This window comes from Acidimicrobiia bacterium, assembly GCA_016650365.1.
Lineage (GTDB): Bacteria > Actinomycetota > Acidimicrobiia > Spongiisociales > JAENVV01 > JAENVV01.
On record JAENVV010000153.1, the window covers coordinates 1 to 20,115 of the forward strand.

Annotated in this window: 18 protein-coding genes; 6 read left to right on the plus strand and 12 right to left on the minus strand. The window is 60.3% G+C overall.

All coding sequences use genetic code 11. The features are described 5' to 3' along the window. A partial coding sequence (locus tag JJE47_09260; protein MBK5267607.1) for an aminotransferase class III-fold pyridoxal phosphate-dependent enzyme occupies window positions 1-455 on the plus strand: 455 nt, incomplete at its 5' end. 1 nt (window position 456) lies between these two features. On the opposite strand, the gene JJE47_09265 is transcribed toward JJE47_09260, so the two are convergent. Continuing rightward, window positions 457-912 (minus strand): Lrp/AsnC family transcriptional regulator, encoded by a 456-nt coding sequence (locus tag JJE47_09265; protein MBK5267608.1) that lies wholly within the window; start codon window positions 910-912, stop codon window positions 457-459. Between the two features lie 252 nt (window positions 913-1,164). Between JJE47_09265 and JJE47_09270 the strand changes: the two genes are divergently transcribed. Both JJE47_09270 and JJE47_09275 read left to right on the plus strand, forming a co-directional pair. Next, window positions 1,165-4,413, plus strand: a complete 3,249-nt coding sequence (locus JJE47_09270; protein MBK5267609.1) for a bifunctional proline dehydrogenase/L-glutamate gamma-semialdehyde dehydrogenase — start codon at window positions 1,165-1,167, stop codon at window positions 4,411-4,413. A gap of 196 nt (window positions 4,414-4,609) precedes the next feature. Beyond that, complete coding sequence (locus JJE47_09275) at window positions 4,610-5,608, plus strand: alcohol dehydrogenase catalytic domain-containing protein (GenBank protein MBK5267610.1); 999 nt, start codon at window positions 4,610-4,612, stop codon at window positions 5,606-5,608. Between the two features lie 15 nt (window positions 5,609-5,623). On the opposite strand, the gene JJE47_09280 is transcribed toward JJE47_09275, so the two are convergent. The 4 genes from JJE47_09280 to JJE47_09295 all read right to left on the minus strand — a co-directional run bounded on the left by JJE47_09280 (window position 5,624) and on the right by JJE47_09295 (window position 11,058). After that, complete coding sequence (locus JJE47_09280; GenBank protein MBK5267611.1) at window positions 5,624-7,150, minus strand: hypothetical protein; 1,527 nt, start codon at window positions 7,148-7,150, stop codon at window positions 5,624-5,626. A 144-nt stretch (window positions 7,151-7,294) separates the two neighbouring features. After that, the gene (locus tag JJE47_09285; protein ID MBK5267612.1) at window positions 7,295-8,533 is read right to left on the minus strand and encodes an aminopeptidase P family protein; all 1,239 of its coding nucleotides are present in this window, start codon (window positions 8,531-8,533) and stop codon (window positions 7,295-7,297) included. A gap of 39 nt (window positions 8,534-8,572) precedes the next feature. After that, entirely contained in the window at window positions 8,573-9,802 is a 1,230-nt protein-coding gene (locus tag JJE47_09290; protein ID MBK5267613.1) for a pyruvate carboxyltransferase, read from the minus strand. A gap of 74 nt (window positions 9,803-9,876) precedes the next feature. Next, window positions 9,877-11,058: an FAD-dependent oxidoreductase gene (locus tag JJE47_09295; protein ID MBK5267614.1), complete on the minus strand. Its 1,182-nt coding sequence runs from the start codon at window positions 11,056-11,058 to the stop codon at window positions 9,877-9,879. Window positions 11,059-11,283: 225 nt separating this feature from the next. Between JJE47_09295 and JJE47_09300 the strand changes: the two genes are divergently transcribed. After that, window positions 11,284-12,747, plus strand: coding sequence for an NAD-dependent succinate-semialdehyde dehydrogenase (locus tag JJE47_09300; GenBank protein ID MBK5267615.1), 1,464 nt, complete (start codon window positions 11,284-11,286; stop codon window positions 12,745-12,747). Between the two features lie 38 nt (window positions 12,748-12,785). Here the strand turns inward: JJE47_09300 and JJE47_09305 are convergent, their stop codons facing one another. Then, entirely contained in the window at window positions 12,786-13,583 is a 798-nt protein-coding gene (locus JJE47_09305) for a redoxin domain-containing protein (protein MBK5267616.1), read from the minus strand. Window positions 13,584-13,595: 12 nt separating this feature from the next. Further along, entirely contained in the window at window positions 13,596-13,778 is a 183-nt protein-coding gene (locus JJE47_09310) for a redoxin domain-containing protein (protein ID MBK5267617.1), read from the minus strand. Between the two features lie 303 nt (window positions 13,779-14,081). Here JJE47_09310 and JJE47_09315 point away from each other — a divergent pair, with 303 nt between their 5' ends. Beyond that, window positions 14,082-14,969: a hypothetical protein gene (locus tag JJE47_09315; protein MBK5267618.1), complete on the plus strand. Its 888-nt coding sequence runs from the start codon at window positions 14,082-14,084 to the stop codon at window positions 14,967-14,969. Window positions 14,970-15,001: 32 nt separating this feature from the next. On the opposite strand, the gene JJE47_09320 is transcribed toward JJE47_09315, so the two are convergent. Genes JJE47_09320 through JJE47_09340 form a run of 5 tightly spaced genes read right to left on the minus strand, consistent with a single transcriptional unit; the run spans window position 15,002 to window position 19,236 of the window. Then, a complete protein-coding gene (locus JJE47_09320) occupies window positions 15,002-15,754 on the minus strand; it encodes an ABC transporter ATP-binding protein (GenBank protein MBK5267619.1) in 753 nt (250 codons plus the stop codon). A gap of 4 nt (window positions 15,755-15,758) precedes the next feature. Further along, window positions 15,759-16,619, minus strand: a complete 861-nt coding sequence (locus tag JJE47_09325) for an ABC transporter permease subunit (protein ID MBK5267620.1) — start codon at window positions 16,617-16,619, stop codon at window positions 15,759-15,761. Beyond that, window positions 16,616-17,464, minus strand: a complete 849-nt coding sequence (locus JJE47_09330) for an ABC transporter permease (GenBank protein ID MBK5267621.1) — start codon at window positions 17,462-17,464, stop codon at window positions 16,616-16,618. Before JJE47_09330 ends, JJE47_09325 begins: the two co-directional genes overlap by 4 nt. Window positions 17,465-17,470: 6 nt before the next feature. Next, window positions 17,471-18,520 carry an ABC transporter substrate-binding protein gene (locus JJE47_09335; GenBank protein ID MBK5267622.1) on the minus strand — a complete coding sequence of 350 codons (1,050 nt, stop codon included), beginning with the start codon at window positions 18,518-18,520 and terminating at the stop codon, window positions 17,471-17,473. After that, window positions 18,517-19,236, minus strand: coding sequence for a GntR family transcriptional regulator (locus tag JJE47_09340; GenBank protein MBK5267623.1), 720 nt, complete (start codon window positions 19,234-19,236; stop codon window positions 18,517-18,519). Before JJE47_09340 ends, JJE47_09335 begins: the two co-directional genes overlap by 4 nt. A gap of 156 nt (window positions 19,237-19,392) precedes the next feature. Between JJE47_09340 and JJE47_09345 the strand changes: the two genes are divergently transcribed. Beyond that, window positions 19,393-20,115 (plus strand): amidohydrolase family protein (locus JJE47_09345; GenBank protein MBK5267624.1); only part of this gene is annotated, 723 nt, incomplete at its 3' end.

Genomic DNA, 20,115 nt, shown 5'->3' on the forward strand with positions numbered 1-20,115 from the left:
TCACCGGTCGAGCGGAGCTTATGGACGCCCCCCATCCGGGGGGCCTGGGAGGAACGTACAGCGGCAACCCTCTCGCCTGTGTAGCGGCCATCGAGTCGATCCGGCTGATCTCCGATCCAGATTTCCTTGATCACGCCACATCCATTGGCGACCACATGCGGACCCGCCTTGAAGGGATCCAGGCCGCCCACCCGGACCTCATCGGCGATGTTCGGGGCCTCGGCCCGATGCTCGTGGCCGAAATCGTCATGGACCCAAAATCAAAGACGCCGGATATGGAGTCAACCGCGGCGATTTGCGCAGCCACGCTCACCCGCGGCCTCATCACCATCCGGGCCGGTCTCTATTCGAACTGCGTGCGGTTCCTACCACCGCTCGGCGTGAGCCACGAACAGGTCGATGAGGCAATGGACGTTCTGGCCGAAGCCGTGGCCGAGGTGGCGGCGGCCAGATGATCTACCTGGTACCCCAGTCGTAGGTCTGTTTCACGAGTCGTAGGTAAGTGAATACCTCCGACGACGCCACCGTGTCAATGCTGCGAATCTGATTCATCACCTTCATGAGGTGCTCGGTTGTCTCGCACACGAGCTCAATCATGATGTCGAAGCGGCCAGCCGTAATGACGACGTAATCGACCTCGGTGATTTGGGCAATCGCCTCGGCGGCCGTATCGAGGTCCCCCGACACGTTGATTCCCATCCAGGCTTGAGCGTCAAAACCAAGCGAAGTCGGATCGGTGACCGCCACCACCTGCATGACTCCATGCTCCGTGAGGCTCAGAACTCGTTGGCGGGCGGCCGCCGGTGACAATCCCACGAGTGGCCCGAGCCGGGAATATGGGATTCGGCCATCATCCTGAAGGTGGTCGATGATGGCTTTGTCGGTCGCATCAAGCTCGATCGGACCCGGCATGCAGCGTACTCTTTCGTCAGCGGGGCTTTACTCTAACCTTACGAACAATCGATTCGACGGAGAAGTTGGCACTCAACTGTTGAATCAGCCGAATTAACCCACGTTCCAAATCCATACTGCCGTCTTTTGCTGCCAGGCCAATTCCGGACTCGATCGCCGTCGAAGGGCGGATGAGATGAATCGCGACGGAACTGCGGCCGATTCAAGTCGTACGGCCTAGTCTGCGCTCCGTGAAGAAGGACGCCTACTCAGATGCATGATCCGAGCCTCCTGGCAGATGAAGCGACCGAGTTGGTAGCCACCTGGGTCACTTCGGCCAAGGCAACCGAGACCGATGAGGATCGTGCCTCGACCGGACCGCTCCAAGAACTGATCGAAGACCCGACGGGCGTCTCGTTCACCATGCGATTCATCGACCGCGTGACCCGACCAGACGACAATCGGGTGTCGGCCACCCAGCTTCGCTCCCTCGTCCAAAACGAACCGCTCCCCGAGTTTCTCTCCCCAATCGACCGCCTCCTCCTGAAAATCGGTGCGATGGTCGGTCCCGTCCTGCCGGGAATTGTGATTCCTCTCGCCCGTCGCCGCATGCGCCACCTGGTCGGGCATCTGATCGTCGATAGCGAATCATCCAAACTTGTTGAACACCTTGACATGCGGCGCGGCCAGGGTTTTGCTCAAAATGTCAACCTGCTCGGAGAGGCCGTGCTCGGCAATCGGGAAGCGCGAAATCGATTCGATGCAATCCTCGCCCTCATTGCCGACCCTTCTGTTGACTATGTGTCCGTCAAGCTCTCGTCAATCGTGGCCCAACTGAATCACTGGGATTGGAAAGGAAGTCAGACCCGGATCCGGGAGGCTCTCAGCGAGTTACTCGACGCGGCAAGTTCCACCAATCCGCCCACATTCGTTAACTTCGACATGGAGGAGTACCTCGACCTCGATCTGACGGTGTCGGCCTTCAAAGATGCCCTCGATGCCCGGCCGGCGATCGAAGCGGGCATTGTCCTGCAGGCCTACCTCCCGGACTCATTCAATGCTCTCCAGGACCTGGTCGTCTGGGCCAACCAGCGCCACGAGAACGGTGGCTCGACGATCAAGATCCGATTGGTCAAGGGCGCCAACCTGGCGATGGAGAAGGTCGAAGCGGCGATCCACGGATGGGTTCAGGCGCCATACCTCACGAAGAACGAGGTTGATGCCAACTACAAGCGATGCCTCGACTGGGCGCTCACCCCGGACCACACCAGGGCGGTGCGAATTGGCATCGCCAGCCATAACCTCTTCGATGTGGCCTGGGCTGATCTTCTCGCAGGACGACGCGGCGTGGCGGATCGGATCCAGTTCGAGATGCTCCAGGGAATGTCTCCGGCCCAGGCCAGGGTCGTCAGGGATGGAGCCCCGGATCATGGGCTTATCCTGTACACGCCCATCGTGGCGAGGGAGAATTTCGACGTGGCGATCAGCTATCTCTTTCGTCGACTCGAGGAGAATGCCGCTCCTCAGAACTTCATGCGATCGGTATTCAGCCTCGCCCCTGGCACTCCGGAATTCGAGCGAAGACGCCAGGAATTCGTAACGTCATTGGCGAGCCGATGGGAGATCGGCAGCGAACCGCAGCGCCGTCAAACTCGACCGGCTTTGGCGGCGGCCGCGACGGCGGCGGGTACCTTCGTGAATGAACCAGATACTGACCCGGCGCTTCCCCAGAACCGCGCCTGGGCAATCGAGATCCTCCAGACCACGGGTCAAGGTCCACACGCCCCACTCACCACCGAGATCGCCGACGTCGATGCGGCACTTGACCGGGCCAGGCGGGCACAAGCCGACTGGCAAGCAACAAGTCCCGGCCGGCGCAAAGACCTCCTCTCAGCCGCCGCCGATGCCCTGGCCAGAAGGCGCGGCGATCTGATCGCTGCCATGGTGCATGAAGGAAACAAGACAATCGCTCAGGCGGACCCCGAGGTGTCCGAGGCAATCGATTTCGCCACCTATTACGCCGAGCGAGCTGTCGAGTTGTCCCGGGCAGAGGCCCGGTTTGAGCCTCTCGGAACGGTGGCGGTCGTTCCGCCCTGGAACTTTCCAGTCGCGATTCCGGCAGGCGGCGTCCTGGCCGCGCTGGCAGCCGGAAACTGCGTCATCCTCAAACCTGCACCGGAAACGCCCCGATGTGCCGAAATCGTTGCCGAGTGTCTGTGGGAAGCAGGGTTCAGCCAGGACGTCCTCCAGTTCATTCGAACCCCTGACGATGAGGTCGGGCAGCGGTTGATCGTCGGGGTGGACGGCGTGATTCTCACCGGCTCGTCCGAGACGGCGGCGATGTTCAAAGACTGGAATCCCCAGCTGCGCTTGTTCGCCGAAACGAGCGGTAAAAACTCCCTCATCATCACTCCCCACGCGGACATCGACTTAGCCGTGACACATCTGGTTGCATCGGCCTTCGGACATGCTGGACAAAAATGCTCGGCAGCTTCCCTGGCGATCTGCGTCGGCGACGTATATGAGTCGCCTCGGTTCAGGCGCCAACTCATCGATGCCGTTGAGAGCCTCGCCGTTGGTCAGGCGACGGACATCTCTACCACGGTTGGACCATTGATCGGTCCACCGCCCCCGAAGTTGCAGCGCGGTTTGGGCACCCTCGATCCCGGGGAAGAATGGTTGGTTCAACCCCGTCAACTCGACGACAACCTCTGGTCACCGGGAGTTCGCATCGGGGTTAAGCCCGGGAGTTGGTTCCACCAAACGGAATGTTTCGGACCGGTCCTCGGGGTCATGGCTGCCCGCAACCTCACGGAGGCCATTCACATCCAAAATGGCAACGAGTTCGGTCTGACCGGGGGGATTCATACCCTCGATCCCCATGAGATGGACGAGTGGACCGACTTGGTCCAAGTCGGCAACGCCTATGTGAACCGCCCGATCACCGGCGCCATCGTCCAACGCCAGCCCTTCGGGGGATGGAAGAAGTCAAGCGTTGGGCCTGGCGCCAAGGCAGGCGGACCCAACTACGTTGCTCAACTCGGCACCTGGCATCCCCAGACACCATTCGACGCCGACCAGCTGACGGCGGCCAGGGCCGCCGACCAGCAAGCGTGGCTTGAAGAGTTCGCCGTTGAGCACGATCCCACCGACCTGTACTGCGAGGCCAACATCTTCCGCTATCGACCACTGGCCAGGATCGGACTGCGGATCGGCTCAGGGGCCAGCCAGTCGGAAATCGATCGGGTAATCCATGCCGCCGGAGTGGCCGGTTGCGAGTTGGTCATGTCGAAGGACGAAACCGACGAGGCATTCGCAGCCCGGATACCCACCCTCGGCGTAGAACGGATCCGGCTGGTCGGGAGTACCACCGACCCGGTGCTCCGGGCGGCCGCCCAAGCCGGGGTTCACATCGCGAGCGACCCGGTAACGAGTAGTGGTTTCCTCGAATTACGCCATTACGTCCGGGAACAGGCCATTTCGAGAACCCTCCACCGCTTCGGCAACATCGTCACCGGATAGATCCGGTCCCGGGAACCTAGCGGCAACCGCGGCCAGCCCGTCATCGGGAGACCGGCCACTTTTCCAAACGAGTGTGCATACGATTTGCACTATCACGCATGGATGCACACTCGACGCGGGAATGGGAGGGAACGCGGGCGGATCGTGCAACATATTTGGTTAGTCTCACCGTACCGTCATCAAGGAGACTGCCCTCATGAAAGCCGTCCGGGTCACCGCACCTTCGACACTCGAAATCGCCGACATCCCCGTTCCGGACGCCAACGGCCAGGTGCTTATCAAGCCGAACACCGTCGGCGTATGCGGGACCGACGTGAAAGTCTTCACTGGAGCGATCCCGGTTCTTTATCCCCGGGTACTCGGGCACGAGATGATCGGCACCGTCATCGAGGCACCTGCCGGTGCTCCGGTAAAACCAGGCGACCGCGTACTGGTCGACCCGGCGTCAAGCTGCGGATGGTGCGACCTCTGCCGAAAAGGCCGACCCCATCTATGTCGCAACGCCGGCCTCATGGGACGCGAAATCGATGGCGTATTCGCAGAATATGTTCGAGCGCCCGTCGCGGCCGTCCTACCCGTACCTGCCAGCATCTCGGCCACTGCGTCAGGCCTTCTCCAGGTTCTCGGAACCTGCATTCACGCCCAGAACGCCGTGAACGTGTTCCCCGGACAGGTAGCGGCCGTGATTGGCCTGGGCGTTGCGGGCCAACTCATGGTCCAACTCCTGGCCGAACGCGGAGTCACCGTTGTCGGGATCACCCGCTCTGAGTGGAAGCGAGACCTGGCGGCCCAGCACGGCGCAACGGCTACCGCCGCTCCCGACCAGGCGGCGTCCGTCCTCGCTGAGTTGACCGATGGTCGCGGCCCCGATCTGGTAGTTGAAGCGGTCGGGTACGAGAAGACCCTCGCCCAGGCCATCGATCTCGTCGGAATCGGCGGTGAAGTACTCGTATTCGGGACGCTTACCGGTGGTAACGAAGGGTTGCCCTACTACCAGCTCTATTTCAAGGAGTTGACCCTCTACAACCCGCGAGCTGCACTACCTGGCGACTACGCCGTTGGCATCGCCCTCGCCGCCACCGGCCGTCTCGTGTTGGAACCGATCGTGACGCACGAACTGGCTCTCGATGACGCAGCCAAAGCGTTCGAGCTGGTTCATGATGCGTCTTCGCTCAAGGTTTTGATGCACGTCTAGCGGATCACCAACCGACTACCAGGGCGTCGCCCAGACCCGTCCACCCTGACCATCTACCGCCAATGAGACCTCGCCCGTCTTGTCGGTCGGATCGCCGGCAAGCAGACCTTCAAGATCCAGCCCGGTAACGGCCGGAATCCCTAGGGCCCTGGCAGACTCGAACAGGTGGGCGGCCGGGCCCCCGCCGGTAGTGATAAGCGCGGACGCATCCCACAGGAGGGCGGCCAGGTTCGGCAACGGGTGGGTTCCGACCACGACATCCCTCGGCCGGAAATGCGGAACGTCATGGGGATCGGACACAAAACACATGCGCCCGACAGCGGTCCCGGGAGCGGCCGGGACACCGACGCCCACCTTGCCGTGGGCCATGACCGCGGCAACGTCGAATGGTTCCCAGCGGTCAAAGCCGATCCGCGACTTCAGGGCCGGGGCGGTTCCTTCACGCAACACGGCAATCGCTTCCCGCAATGGCAGATGCCACGCCAACTCCGAATGCGCGACCGCGCCGGCGTTTACGAGGCCGCGCCGAGCGGTCTCGAGCAACCTCAGTACGTTGGTTGCTCGATCAAGGTCGGGAACCCTCAGGTCCGCAAAGGCTGCCATCGCCCGCTCGGTCTCGTCCCCGCGAAGGCCCCGGACCATGCTGGCCGCTCGATCCGTGCTGACCGACTTGGTGATTCTCCAGGCAGCCGACACCAAAGCCCGGGATTGTTCGGTCGCCTCGAGCAGCGCTTCAAGTGGATCGACGTCGAGAGCTTCAACCGGTTCGAGGAAGTAGGCAGGAGCCGCCACCGCCCACGGCAACACGAGCTCCTCACCAAGCGGACCAGGAAACCGCCGAACCAGCCTGGCAAGATCAGCGATCGCCGGAGCCGAAAAAGCCGCCGGGATATCAACCACCAGGGATGGTCGTTGTTCAAACTGCATGAGCTGCAGAAGAGTCACCTCGCCATCCACAGATGCCCATTCGCACGAGTTCGCTCCGATCGACCGATCGGCGCGTTGAAGGACGTTCGCAACCTCGGCGATAAGGTCCTCCCCCATCAGTGCGAGTGCCGATTCACCGGTCACCATCCCCGCGGCCGAGACCCTCCCATGCGCGCCAGGATCCCAGCCCTGGACCAGCGGTGCGGGCGAACCGGCTACCCCAATGACCGTCACCTCGCCGTCGACCAACCGCGCCACTCCACCAAAGTCGGGGTCGAGGGCTCGCTGGATGAGGACCGCCATGGGAATCGAGCCCGGTTCGAGTTCAGCTGCTTCGTATCGCTCAAGCGTGTGCACCGTGAACGCCGAAGCCCAGCAACCGCGCACTGCCCTGGGCGCTTCGTTGGGATGAATGTCGAGGTAGGACGTGAAAGCCCCTGACCACTCGCCACCCGCTTCCAACACACTCGATGAGCGCACCACCAGCGGATCACCGAGCGACCCGGCCGCATCCACTATCGCCGTTTCGGTCTCCGCATCCATCGGCCCTGTACTGATGGTTAGCAACGCCCCACCGGGACCGCGTTGGGCCATCACCTCGGATCCACGGAGCATCTCACTCCTGGACAGCTCCGCAGGGACTACCGCCCCCGGAAGTACCGGAAGCCCGGCGCGACGACCCCGGGCCAACCACGCCGCCTTGGCGCCGGTGTGCCCGGGGTCCTGCGCTAACTCGTCGTCGAGATCGATCAGCACCAATTAGGCGGTCGAAATGATCTCGTGCTGCTTATAGGTCGTGACCATCTCGTAGCCGGTCTCGGTGACGTAGAGCATCTCCTCAAGTCGCACACCGTGATCGTGCAGCTTGCCGTGTTGCGTTTCGAGGGCAAATGTCATGCCCTGCTGAATCTCAACCGGATGATCAAGCGACCAGATGCGGGAGATGACCGGCGGATCGTATTGCGCCAGACCGAGGCCATGGCCCCAGTTGTTGGCAGCAGCCTGATCTTCCTCCTCGTAGCCCCACGCTTCCTTGGCAGATGGCCACTTGGCGGCAACGTCGGCGGTCGTCACGCCGGGCTTGACTTCTTCGATCGAATCCCACAGCCAGCTGTGAGCCGCGTCGTACGTCGCCTGATGTTCGGCGGTCGGCGTCCCACCCACGCAGTAGGTGCGATAGCAGCACGACTTGAAACCATTCCACGTGAGGGCGGCCAGGTCGATGATGACGAGTTCACCAGGCCGGATCATCCGGTCCGAGAAGTTACGCCAGTTCGGCCAGGCATTCGGGCCGGACGACACGATGACGTCTTCGACGTCCTCCATGCCGGGGATCGAATACAACTTCTCGAAGCCAAAGGCGGCGACCTCGTTTTCGGTCATACCTGGCTTGATGTAATTGGTGATGTCGTAGTGAACCTTGTCACAGATGGCCCCGACGATCTGGAACGCCTTGATCTCATCCGGGCTCTTGATCGCCCTGGCATTCATCATCGGAGTCATGCCGTCGGTCCAGTTGATGTTGCGCTTTTCGAACTCACGCATCAAGTTGATGTCGATGAAGTCGACGCCCAGTGGCATGTCTTTGACGCCGGCCTCCTCAAGGTCGTTCATCAACGAATCCACGAACTTGTTGACTTGCTGTTCGGCAGCCGGACCAACCGCCCCCTTGATCCAGATGTAGGAGTAACGGATGTTCTCCTCGGGGATCCACGGGTTGTGTTCTTTGAGATGGAATCCGATGTCACCCTGTTCGTAGACGATCGGTGGCTTGCCGGCCGGCAAGACCACATAGCGAAGACCCGGCTTGAGGCGGTTCCAGCCCGGGGTGAGCGTCGAAGACACATACCGCATGTTCTCGTCGTAGAACAAAAGGAGGGCACCCAGCCCGGCCTTTTCCATTTCGGCATGGGCCCTCTTGAGACGCCAGTCTCGAATGTTGGCCCAGTTGATGCCTTCCTTCCAGTCGGTACTCATTCCGAAATATGCTTCACGCATCGTGTGGTAACTCCCTACTCGTCCGTCGCTTACTGACTTCTAAAACTTGTCCGGGAGTATTTCCCGAACGATGTCGAGGAACTCGTCGTTGTCGAGGAGCCCTTTCTTCTCCAGTGACTTCTCCTTGACCTCAGCCAGGATGACTTCGATGTCTTTCGTGTCGGCGTCGTAGATGCCGTTCTTGCCGAGCCAGATAGCAACCGAGTCCAGCCCGGAACCTTTACCGAGAACGATCTCAGGCGGCGCCTGACCGACCAACTCGGGCCGGAACGGGAATGGCTCGGTGAGTTCATCGACCACGTTCTTTACCCAGGTGGCAATAATCCCCGACTCGACGTTGTAGAGCATGTCACCGGTAATCGGACGATTGGACGGCTGGGTCACCCCGGACAACTCGGCCACGAGTCGGGCAACCGCGGTGAATGATTTGGTGTCGATCCCGGTGTCGATCCCGTACATGGTGAGAAGGGCCAAGACCGTTTCTTCGGTAGGAGCGTTGCCGGCTCGTTCGCCGATGCCGCTAACCGTCGTGTGGATAACCGAGGCACCTTCGGCAACGGCCAGAATCGAATTGGCCACACCCATGCCGAAGTCCATGTGGAAATGGGTCTCGAGCGGAACGTTTAGGCGTTCGCGAACCCGGCGGGTGTAGTAGCTCACCGCATGTGGGGAGATGACCCCGAATGTGTCAACCAGCGCAACCTTGTCGACATGACCGTCGGTAGCGACAGCTTCAAGGTCGTCGAGGAGTTGCGACATGCTCGAGCGGGTGGCATCGATCGGGAAGAAAGAAACCTGTAACCCGTTTTCGTGAGCAAATTTGGTCGACTCGATGGAAGCCTCGATCGCTTTCTCGACCGGCCACCGGTAGCCCTTCTCAATGAGGTGGTGGCTGGCCGGGACTTCCATAACGACACCTTTGACGCCGCAGTCAAGAGCGAGTTGTACGTCGGCCACCATGCAGCGAGAGAAGGCATACACCTCAGTATCGAGGTCAAGGGCGACCATGCGCTTGATGGCTTCGGTGTCCGAAGGGGAGACGGCTGGAAGTCCAGCTTCGATCCGATGGACACCGGACGCCGAGAGAGCTTCGGCGATGCGGACCTTGTCATCGGCCGAAAACTCGACGCCGGCCTGCTGCTCGCCATCGCGCAGGGTTACGTCGTGAATCTCGACTTTCTCGGGAAAATTGAATCCTTCGGTGACTTCCGGGAGATAATTCCACGGGCTTGAAAACCACTGGTCGGTTTTCCACGGTTGATCGGCCACAACAAACTCCTATCACGATGATCTTGCATCATATACGATTGATTCCGAGGGCGCGTCCGCCTCGACCTGGTTTTTCAGTTACCCGGCTCCCATAGGCCGAATTTCCAGGCCGGGTCGCCGGCGACCATGGTTCCCGCCACCTGTGATCGGTGGCCCATCATCCGGGTTTTGGCAACGGCGCTTCGACCGAGTTGCAGTTGGCGCGGCTCCCAAACGGCTAGCGCGGCATCGAGGTCATGGTCAACCTCGATGAGGGCGTCATGCAGTGCCCACGCATCAGCACACGCCTTGGCCTGACCGGCCGCCACGTGCGGCCGCAGCCCAAAGGCGGCATCGCCGAGGATACAGACCCGGCCAAATACCATCCTCGGTACCTCAAGATCGAAAATGGCCTGAATGAGCGGTTCGTCACAGGCGAGCACCACTTCCCGGATCGGTGGGGCAAGCGTCTCGCGGGCCGACCGGCGCATCTCCTCGACGAACTCGGGCCGAATCATGCCGGGCGGCATCGTCCCGCTTCTCCGCTCACCGTCGATCCCGGTCATCAGGTCGGCAAAGGCCCCGTCGTCCGGATAGTTGCGATACCAAACCGAGTTCACGGTTCGCTCCCCCGGCGTGATGCTGCCCGACGGAGACGGAATGGCGTAGACGAGGATGTGGCTGTGATCGAGGACCTGATACAACATGGCATCGCTCAGGGTGGCGAGCGTCGCCGCGCTGAGAGCTTGCTCGGGTGTAATGGCCCGCCAGGCGACGTAGCCGGCATAGGTAGGCTCGACGCCTGGCAAGAGAATGCTTCTGGCCGTCGATGACAATCCGTCAGCACAGATCAGGAGATCGCCATCAACGCTCCGGCCATCGCCAAGATGCAGCGTCACCCCGTCTGCCCGCTGATCAAAGCCAACCATTTCCGAGTCAAGGTGGTACCGATCGGGATCGAAAGCCTCGTGGAGGGCCCGATATACGGTGCTCCAGCCACTGAACCGGAAGTGGTCGGCCTGGGCCGATTTAACCGCACCCGAGTGATCCAGGTAGGTCCAGTCGGCTAACTCGAGACTGACCCTGCCGTCATCGCCGCGGCGGCCCTCTGTGAAATATCGCTCGGTAATCGGCAGCACGACAATGCCGGTACCGCGTTCCTGTAGGGCAGCACTGGCCCGTTCGAAAACCTGTACGTCGTATCCGAGATCCCGCAAGAGGACCGCCGTGGTCAGACCGCCGATTGATCCGCCCGCAATCAGGATTCTGGGGTTCACGACCTGGACTGCTTTTGTACTGGTCCCACCATCATCGTCGACCTTCCCAAATTGATTCCACGCGCGTAAAACGCCCGATTTGTGGTCACCGAATCTCGTTCCCGCGGCGGATCCTATACGATGCACGAACCACGGGTGGAGTGCCACGAGCGGTTTGTGAGCCTAGGAAGTCGCACGAGCGCCGCCGCCTACCTGGTGTATCGGACACGCAACAAAGGACGGATGATGGATTTACACGACCCAACCCTGCTCATTTCCCAGACGCTCATCGATGGCGCATGGGTCGATGCGGACTCTGGCGCGACCTTCGATGTAACCAACCCGTCCGATGGGTCACTGGTCGGTACGGTCCCCGATATGGGCGTGGCTGAAACCGTTCGGGCCATCGATGCCGCCAATCGTGCTTTCCCGGCCTGGAGAGCCCTGACTGCCAAGCAGCGGGCCACCATCCTCAAGCGCTGGTATGCCCTCATCTTGGAGAATGCCGAAGACCTCGCTCGGCTCATGACGCTCGAAATGGGTAAACCGATCCGCGAATCGCGCGGCGAGGTCGCCTTCGGCGCCAACTTCGTCGAATGGTTCGCCGAAGAAGGCAAGCGGGCCTATGGCGAGGTGATCCCGACTCATGACATCAGTAAACGATTGCTCGTGCTCCAACAGCCTATCGGGGTGGTCGCGGCCATCACCCCTTGGAACTTCCCACTGGCGATGATCACCCGTAAAGTCGCACCGGCTCTTGCTGCCGGGTGCACCTCGGTCGTCAAACCGCCCGAGGATGCCCCGCTCACCGCGTTGGCGGTGGCAGCCCTGGCCCAGCGGGCCGGCGTCCCGGACGGGGTGCTCAACCTGGTCACCACCAATGATCCGGCTCCGGTTGGTCAGGAATTGTCAACCAACCCCACCATCCGGAAAATCTCGTTCACCGGTTCGACCCAGGTCGGCAAGTTACTCATGCGCAACGCGGCGGACACCGTGAAGAACGTCTCGCTCGAGCTCGGCGGGAATGCGCCGTTCATCGTGTTCGACGACGCCGACATCGACGAGGCGGTTCAGGGAGCGATCGCGTCGAAGTATCGAAACACCGGTCAAACCTGCATCTGTGCCAACCGTCTCTATGTCCAGGACGGTGTGTACGACGAGTTCTCCAAGAAATTCGCCGAAGCGGTGAGCGCGCTTGCGGTCGGTCCCGCCATTGAAGACGGGACCGAGATCGGTCCGCTCGTCAACGACGCCGCCCTGGCCAAGGTTGAGGAACTGGTCGGTGATGCCCTCCAGCACGGAGCAAGCGTTCTCACCGGCGGAAAGCGCCACCGTCTGGGGCGGACCTATTACGAAGTGACCGTCCTCACCAACGTCACCCAAGATATGCGCATCGCCCGCGAAGAGATCTTCGGACCCGTCGCCCCCCTCTACCGGTTTTCGACCGAGGACGAAGCGATCGCCCTGGCCAATGACACAACCTACGGCCTGGCCTCCTACTTCTACGCCGGCGATATCGGACGGATCTTCCGGGTCAGCGAGGGCCTCGAATACGGCATGATCGGCGTCAACACCGGTTTGATCTCGACCGAACTCCACCCGTTCGGCGGAGTCAAGGAATCAGGTATCGGGCGCGAGGGCTCCCACTACGGTCTGAGCGAATACCTTGAGACCAAGTACGTATGCATCGGCGGCATCTCGCAACAGTGAATGCGGCTGGATCCTGGCGTTCCCGGAAACTCCAAGTGTTACGCGCGGATTTCTCGCAGATCGAGCGCCAAATCCAGAACGACCGGCGGAAGGCAGATCGTGTCGTTGCAGGCTTGATAGGTGATACGAATCGGGATTGTGACCGCTTCGAGGTTCTGCTGAACATAGAACGGCACGACCACCTCGATGTCACCCTCGGCGACGGTGAACGCCTCCGTGAAGCCTTCAACCGAAAACGCATGACCAGCGGGCATGGGGAACGAAAACATGTAAACGTCCTCTTGGCCCGGAATGTCCACCATCAGCTCGGTAAACCCTGATGGGTTCGGCGGCACATAGATGTGGAAGCCATCTTCCACCGCCAGCCGAATCGTCAGCCGCATGACCTGATTGGGGAAATACTCATCGACATCCGCCCAGGCGGCCGCCGTGACTGCCGGACCCGAAGCGGTGGCCACGGTTCCACCTCCCCGGGCTTCCAATCCGAGGCGGTCCAATAAGACATTGCCACCCATCCGAACCCGGTGGCTTCGTTCGAATACCTTGTCTACGACCACCCCGGCGTTGTCAAGCAGGAACGTGCCAGGGTACGGCAAGCCCTGGTGTTTCTCAGCGTAGGTGAACCCCCAATATCCGGTTTCCTCGGGCATATTCGGGTTGAGCAAACCCAACTCGCCCATGACCCGGGAGCCGACATCGGACAACAGCGGAAACTTGATCCCATTCTTGGTGCCAAAGTCAGCGAGAACCTGAACGGGATCGTAGGACACGGCCATGACCGCCACATCGGTGGCCTGTTTTTCAAATACGTTGCGTTGCAACTCGACCAGCTGCATGCGACACCAGGGTCACCAATCAGCTGACCTATGAAAATTGATCATCGCCGACCGACCGGCCCGGTACTCATGGAGATCGATCATCTCACCTGATTGGTTTGGCAGTTCCAAGTCGGGGAACCGCTCACCGATGCGCGGCCCGACAACTGAGAAGTCAACTTCGGGAAGGCCGCTACCAGGATCAGTTGGATGCATTTCGACGACTCTAGACCAATCTCCAGATCATCGGACCGGCCCCACGGCCGGGTTTGGACTCGCCCGCGGCTGGCATTCCCGGGGGCTTCCCGCCGGAGAAGAATGACAAACCTCCGTACTCAGCAGCCGTCCGCCCAACTACCAGGCCATTACTACGATGGCTGGCTCAATTAGTCTGGACGCACCCATGATCCATGTCGCTCCGAACGCGGTGTCAAAGTCGGTGGCCGTACGTACCGGCGATCCCCGCCGCGCCCATCGGGCTGTCGTACAACACCCGACCCGCCCATGACACGGTCCTCGATGGCTCGAGCGTTGGGCACCGGGCTGGCCCTCATCGTTTTTGTATCGGCGTGCGGCAGTTCAGAAGTCCTCGCCACCGTAAATGGCATCGACATTCCCCGCACCGACCTCGAAGCCTTACATCCTGACGGAGTACCGCAAGACCCGGACGAGGCGGCGTCGAGTACGTTCTTGTTGATTCTGCACAAACTTCTCACGGATGCGGCCGAATCGGAATTCGGCGTTTCTGTCACCACCGATGAACGACAGGCAGCGTTCGAGGCCCGGATGTCGGGCCCCGGCGACGACGTGGCAGCCCGACTGGCGGAGCGCAATGTCACGGAGGCCAGGGTCACCCTCGACGCCGACCTGGATGTCTTGCGAAAGCGGGTTCAGGAAGAACTCATCAAAGTTCCGGGAGTTGTTGATATGGAGAAGGCCTACCGCGACTTCCTGGCCATCAATGCCTCATCGTGCATGACTGTCTTGACGTTCCTCGACGATGCGACCGAGGAAACGGCCCGTCAGATGGCCGAAGCCGGCGAAACCCTCGAGGCGGTCAGGGCGGCAGTCGGGGACGAGGTCGTCGGGGCCAGCCTTGGCTGCCACTCTCCGGTACAGCATGGGGGCGACCTGGCCGCCGTCGCCCTCGACGGTGAGATCGGCATTGCCTACGGACGAACCAGTGACGGGATCTTCTACGTGGCGGCCGTCACCGAGCGAGACGCTCCCCCCGCCGAGGAACACATGGATGAAATCCTCGCCCTGGCGGCCAGCCGCCAGGGCGACGCCCTTTTCGACGCCTGGGCGGTCGAGATCCTTCAAACGGCCGACGTTTCGGTCGACCGATCGATCGGAACCTGGACACCCTCGCTCGATTCAGGCGAAGTTCCAGTAGTCGTCCCGTAAGGTCACGCGGCCCATGATCGGGCCAGGCAACGCTATTCGACGGCAGGGATCTGCATGTTTTCGAACTGGCCAAGAATCTCGGCCTGAAGGGTTGCCACCTTCGGATCCGACGCCCTGCGTGGGTGCGGCAAATCGATCGAGATGTCGTCGTAGATCACTCCACCTGGGGCAAGAACGATGATCCGGTCAGACAGTTGCACAGCCTCCATGACGTCGTGGGTAACGAACAGAACGGTTTTACGGGTTCGACTCCACAACTCTTGCAGGTGATCGCGCAACGAACGCGCCGTCATAGCGTCGAGGTGACTGAATGGTTCATCCATAAGCAAGAGGTCTGGCTCCACGGAGAACGCCCTGGCAATGCCAACCCGTTGCTGCATACCTCCCGATAGTTGACCGGGAAACATCTCATGGGTGTGGTCGAGGCCAACCATCGACAGATACTTGGCAGCGTTGGCGACCGACTCTTCGCTGGCGTCATCGCGCACGTACATCATGTTGTCGATCACCGAACGCCACGGAAGCAGACGGGCATCCTGGAACACGTATCCCAGCTTGGCCGGTTTCCCGGCTTCGGTAACAGTCACAGTGCCAGAAGTTGGCGTGTCCACGCCCGACAAAATGTTCAGCAAGGTGCTCTTACCGCACCCCGAAGGACCGACAATCGAAACGAACACGTTGCCGTCTACCTCGAAATCGATATTCGTGATAGCCCGGACAACGTCTCCACCCTTGATAGGAGGGGGAAACAATTTCGCGAGTTTGGATACCGTTACTTTTGCCATCTTTTCACCCAACCGTCGCTAATAGGTCTTTGTCTAATTCGTCGTTTGTCTTCCTCCACCGGAAGGCTCGAGCTTGCAGTTTGGTAAGTACCAGTCGGTCGAGGGCAACGACAAAAATGATGAACGAGATCACCCATCCAAGAAAGCCTGGATACCGGTTGGCGTCGAACCAGTACCGGGTGCGGAAGCCGACCCCGACCTGGCCATTGAACCATTCGGAGAGGAGCACGCCGTTCCAAGACACGATCATGGCGAACCGTAAACCGGCAAATACATAGCCGGTGATACCGGCGAGGATGAGATGCCGAAAACGCTTGACGGGAGTAACGCCGAACGCCGTCGACATATGGCGCAGGTCCGGGGTGATGGCTCGTACCCCTTGAGCGACGTTCACGGCCACAAATGGAAACGCCGTAAAGGCCACCGTGAGCACCGGCGCTTGCCAGCCGATCCCGAACCACATCGTGGTCAAGAATGCCCAGACAAAGGCCGGCAGAGCGAGCAACACCAACACCGTATCGCTGATGAGCGCCCTGGCGATGTTGGAGGCTCCAATCAGCGCACCGACCAACACACCGGCGGTGAATCCAATGGCCAGTCCGTAGGCATATCGCTGAAGAGTCGCCGCGTAGTGATTCCAGAATTCGCCTTTGCGTACGCTTCCGTAGTCGCCGCCCGTCACCTCGATCCACATGATCTTGACTACGGCCCACGGCGTCGGCACCCGGGGAGCGAACAGGGTCAGCAATTGCCACATCACGAGGAACAGGACCGCCGCACTGATCGTGGCCCCGCGATCTGATACCAACCAGCGTTTGATGGTCGAATCAGGCTCCGGCTCCACCTCTTGAATCAGGGTGGTCATCCTTCACGCTCCCATTGTCGCCACCGAAATAGCTTTCGTTCGATTCGCACGAGAACGAATCGTTCAAGCACCAACATAAAAATAATAAAGAGGCCGATCCAGGCGATGACCGCCGGCAAATTGAACAATTGAAAGTTGCGGCGGATCTGGAAGCCAATGCCCTGACTGGCTCCGAACACCTCGGTGAGCTGGCCCACTTTCCAGGCCAGGGAAAACGACAACCGGACGCCGGCAAAGATGAACGGCAATACCGACGGCACGACCACGTCTCGGAACATCTGCTTTTCCGATCGGCCAAACGACCGACTCATATTCAAGAGTCCCTTATCCACCCCGCCAACACCCTCGGCGACATTGATGGCTATGTACGGCATCGAGATGAGACCAATCGCCAAGATCGGCCCGACGAACGAGATGCCGAAAACGACCAGAACCATGACCGCGTAGGTGAGGCCGGGAATCGATCCGGCGATCATCACCGGGGATTTCAGGAAGGCTCGCCAGTATCGGTTGCGCCCCATGAGAAACCCGAGCGGGGTTCCCATGGCGACTCCCACCACAAAGCCGAGGAGAACCCGGATCACACTGGCGAGAAAATTGTTCCAGAAGATGCCGCCGTCATTACGGGAGTTCGTCGGGTCACCATTGAAGATGATCCACACCTCATTCCACACCCTGGCGGGTGACGGCAACCGGGCATCGGAATTCACCCAGACTGCCAGTAACCACCAGATGACGACAAAGCCCACCCAACCGGTGGCCAACGCCAGGTACCGCCGCCGGCGCAAGCCGGCGGCGGTACCCAAGGCCGAAGCCTCAGCAGAATCGACAAGGACTCCGGCCATTATCTATTACTTGTTTTGCGGGGTGTCGAAGATCGGGTCGGGTTCGTCCGTCCCCATGAAGCCGTTATCGCGCATGACGTCATACAGCGGTTTCGTGGAGTCGATCCATTCGTCATCGAGATACACCGTCGACACGAACCAGTCGTGCTTCTTGAGCCAGTCCTGCATGAATGCCACCTGCTCCTCGGTCTCGACCGCGAAGTGCTGCGGGTAGCTGGCAATGATCTCGGCCTGGTTGGCCTGCCATGCCTGGATGCCGGCTTCCCAGAGTTCCAGGAAGAACTTGACCTCTTCGATGTGCTCGTTGTACCAGGCTTCTCGGGAGAGGAAGACGTTGATCATCGGACCTTCATAGTCAGCGTTGCCGACCACTTGAGTTGCGTACACCTCGGCAGACGTCTGACCGTCATAAAGCACCCGCAGTGCGCCGGTCATAAGCTCATTCACGGCGAAGTCGGGCAGCACGATGGCGGCGTCAACTTCCTCGGCAGCTGCGAGAGGACCGGTGTTGGTGATATCGACCTGCACCAATTCGAAGTCGCCACCACCGGTGCGGAAGTCGAGGTCATGAATCTGCTTGACGATCACGCCCCAGATCAAGGTCGATGACACTGAATCCCAGACGGCAATCTTCTTGCCTTGCAGGTCAACCAACGTCTGGCTCGTCGTATCGGAAGCCGGCACCGCGATCACCGATCGATCGATGTTGTACTTTCCAAAAACGACCGACTTCTGGCCGGTTTCGGCGTCAAGGGTAGGTACTTCGAAGTCGCCAACGGAAACGATATCTGCGAAGCCACCGGCATAAATACCGAACTCATCCCAGGTCACCTGGGCAATGATCCGGACGCCTGAGGCTTCTTCCATCTCTTGTTTGATCCCGTTGTCATTGATGTAATCCCATACCGGGTCTGGTGCGAATGTGAAACGAATCACGTTGGCGGGACCGGAGGCCGGTTCCCCACCAGCTGCGGTCGTCGTATCACTAGTGTCGCCTCCACACGCCGACGCCACGAGGGCGAAAGCGAGCAAAACGATTATGCCGGTTCTCTTCATCCTTGTTCTCCTCCTGTGTTTTCCACGGTCATTGTCACCGCGTTGTTGCCGTTGGTTTGAAAAGCTTCTTCTTCATGGGCGAGGTACCTCAGCATCGTCTCATAGCCATCAGCCAGGTGAGCGGCCACCAGTGCTTCTACCCGGCGCGGATGTCCATCCGAGACCGCTTCAAAGATGAGGCGGTGTTCAAGCTGGACCTTGATACGGTCGAATCGTTGGTAAATCCGCGTATACCGATCCGTAGCTCGTCGGATCTGATCGATCACCTCGATGGTCCGCGGCTTATCCGCACACATATAAAGCGTTTCGTGGAACACCCGGTTCAGGTCGAGCCAGTCGGAACCGTCGGCCGTTTCCATCAATTCGAGCGCCTGCGCCATCAAATCGATTTGGGTCGGTCCGACCATCGGCAAGGCCTCTCGACAGAGCTTGGGTTCGAGCGCAAGCCGGATCTCGTATAACTCTTCGAGATCGTCGAGCGACAATGAAGTGACCGTGGCGGTCGAACGGGCCCGGAGGCGAACCAAGCCCTCACCGGCGAGGGACCGCAGCGCATCACGGATCGGTATACGAGACATACCGAGCGAGGCGGCCAGTTCGTTCTGGTTCAACGTCGCACCTGGAGCCAGATCGCCCGACAGAATCCGGTCGCGTATGGCCTTAGACGCCACCTGTCCGGCGGTACGCGAAGCACTCCCTGAGATATTATTCGACATTTCCGGGGGATCCTGCATGATGGAATGTATACAATCTGCGAAAAGCGTAGACGAAACAATCGGGTGCGTCACCAGAAATCTGACCTTTTTCTGTCGGCGCATCGACCAACCCCCAGCAGCGGGCCATCGAGCCTCAAACGAGGAGTAACCAAAGACATGCCGATAGACAACGCAGGTTCACCGGCCATCGACATCCATTGTCACCTCGCCACACCCGAGACCCGGGCTCTGGCCGCTCCTCACTACCGGCCCGAATACGAACCGTATGACAACTTCATGGGTGCCGACTCGATAGAGCACAACAAGGAAATGATTCCGTCGATTGGTGCCCAGTTGTCAGAGCCGGCTGCCCGAATCGAGTACATGGATCGGATGGGGGTCGACATCCAGGGCCTCGCCACGTTTGTATCGGAATACTTCTACTGGACCCCCGGCCCGCTCGGTGCCGAACTGAGCCGCATGCAAAACGACAAGCTGGCTGCCGCGGCGGCCGATTACCCGGACCGATACAAAGTGTTTGGAGCCACCGTTCCCCTTCAGGACATCGACCTGGCCATTGCCGAGATGGACCGGGCGGTTGACGACCTCGGTGCGAAGGGGCTGCAAATCGGTGGCACGATCGCCGGGCATAACCTCGACGAACCTCGCTTCCGACCATTCTGGCAGGCGGTAGCCGCCAAAGGGATCCCGGTCATCTTGCACCCGAGCGGATATCCAGAAAGCAACCGCTTCTCGGATTACTTCCTGACCAACTGCATCGGGAACCCTCTCGAAACGATGGTCGCCTCAACCCGGATGATCTTCTCCGGATTGTTCGAAGAACTACCCGATCTCAAGCTCATCCTGCTCCACGGCGGCGGCTACCAGCCGTTCTACACA

Coding starts and splice junctions, on each gene's coding strand:
- JJE47_09265 (MBK5267608.1), bottom strand. CDS start 912: ATGCCGGGTCCGATCGAGCTTGATGCGACCGACAAAGCCATCATCGAC.
- JJE47_09270 (MBK5267609.1), top strand. CDS start 1,165: ATGCATGATCCGAGCCTCCTGGCAGATGAAGCGACCGAGTTGGTAGCC.
- JJE47_09275 (MBK5267610.1), top strand. CDS start 4,610: ATGAAAGCCGTCCGGGTCACCGCACCTTCGACACTCGAAATCGCCGAC.
- JJE47_09280 (MBK5267611.1), bottom strand. CDS start 7,150: ATGCTCCGTGGATCCGAGGTGATGGCCCAACGCGGTCCCGGTGGGGCG.
- JJE47_09285 (MBK5267612.1), bottom strand. CDS start 8,533: ATGCGTGAAGCATATTTCGGAATGAGTACCGACTGGAAGGAAGGCATC.
- JJE47_09300 (MBK5267615.1), top strand. CDS start 11,284: ATGGATTTACACGACCCAACCCTGCTCATTTCCCAGACGCTCATCGAT.
- JJE47_09305 (MBK5267616.1), bottom strand. CDS start 13,583: ATGCAGCTGGTCGAGTTGCAACGCAACGTATTTGAAAAACAGGCCACC.
- JJE47_09310 (MBK5267617.1), bottom strand. CDS start 13,778: ATGCATCCAACTGATCCTGGTAGCGGCCTTCCCGAAGTTGACTTCTCA.
- JJE47_09315 (MBK5267618.1), top strand. CDS start 14,082: ATGGCTCGAGCGTTGGGCACCGGGCTGGCCCTCATCGTTTTTGTATCG.
- JJE47_09320 (MBK5267619.1), bottom strand. CDS start 15,754: ATGGCAAAAGTAACGGTATCCAAACTCGCGAAATTGTTTCCCCCTCCT.
- JJE47_09325 (MBK5267620.1), bottom strand. CDS start 16,619: ATGACCACCCTGATTCAAGAGGTGGAGCCGGAGCCTGATTCGACCATC.
- JJE47_09330 (MBK5267621.1), bottom strand. CDS start 17,464: ATGGCCGGAGTCCTTGTCGATTCTGCTGAGGCTTCGGCCTTGGGTACC.
- JJE47_09335 (MBK5267622.1), bottom strand. CDS start 18,520: ATGAAGAGAACCGGCATAATCGTTTTGCTCGCTTTCGCCCTCGTGGCG.
- JJE47_09340 (MBK5267623.1), bottom strand. CDS start 19,236: ATGTCGAATAATATCTCAGGGAGTGCTTCGCGTACCGCCGGACAGGTG.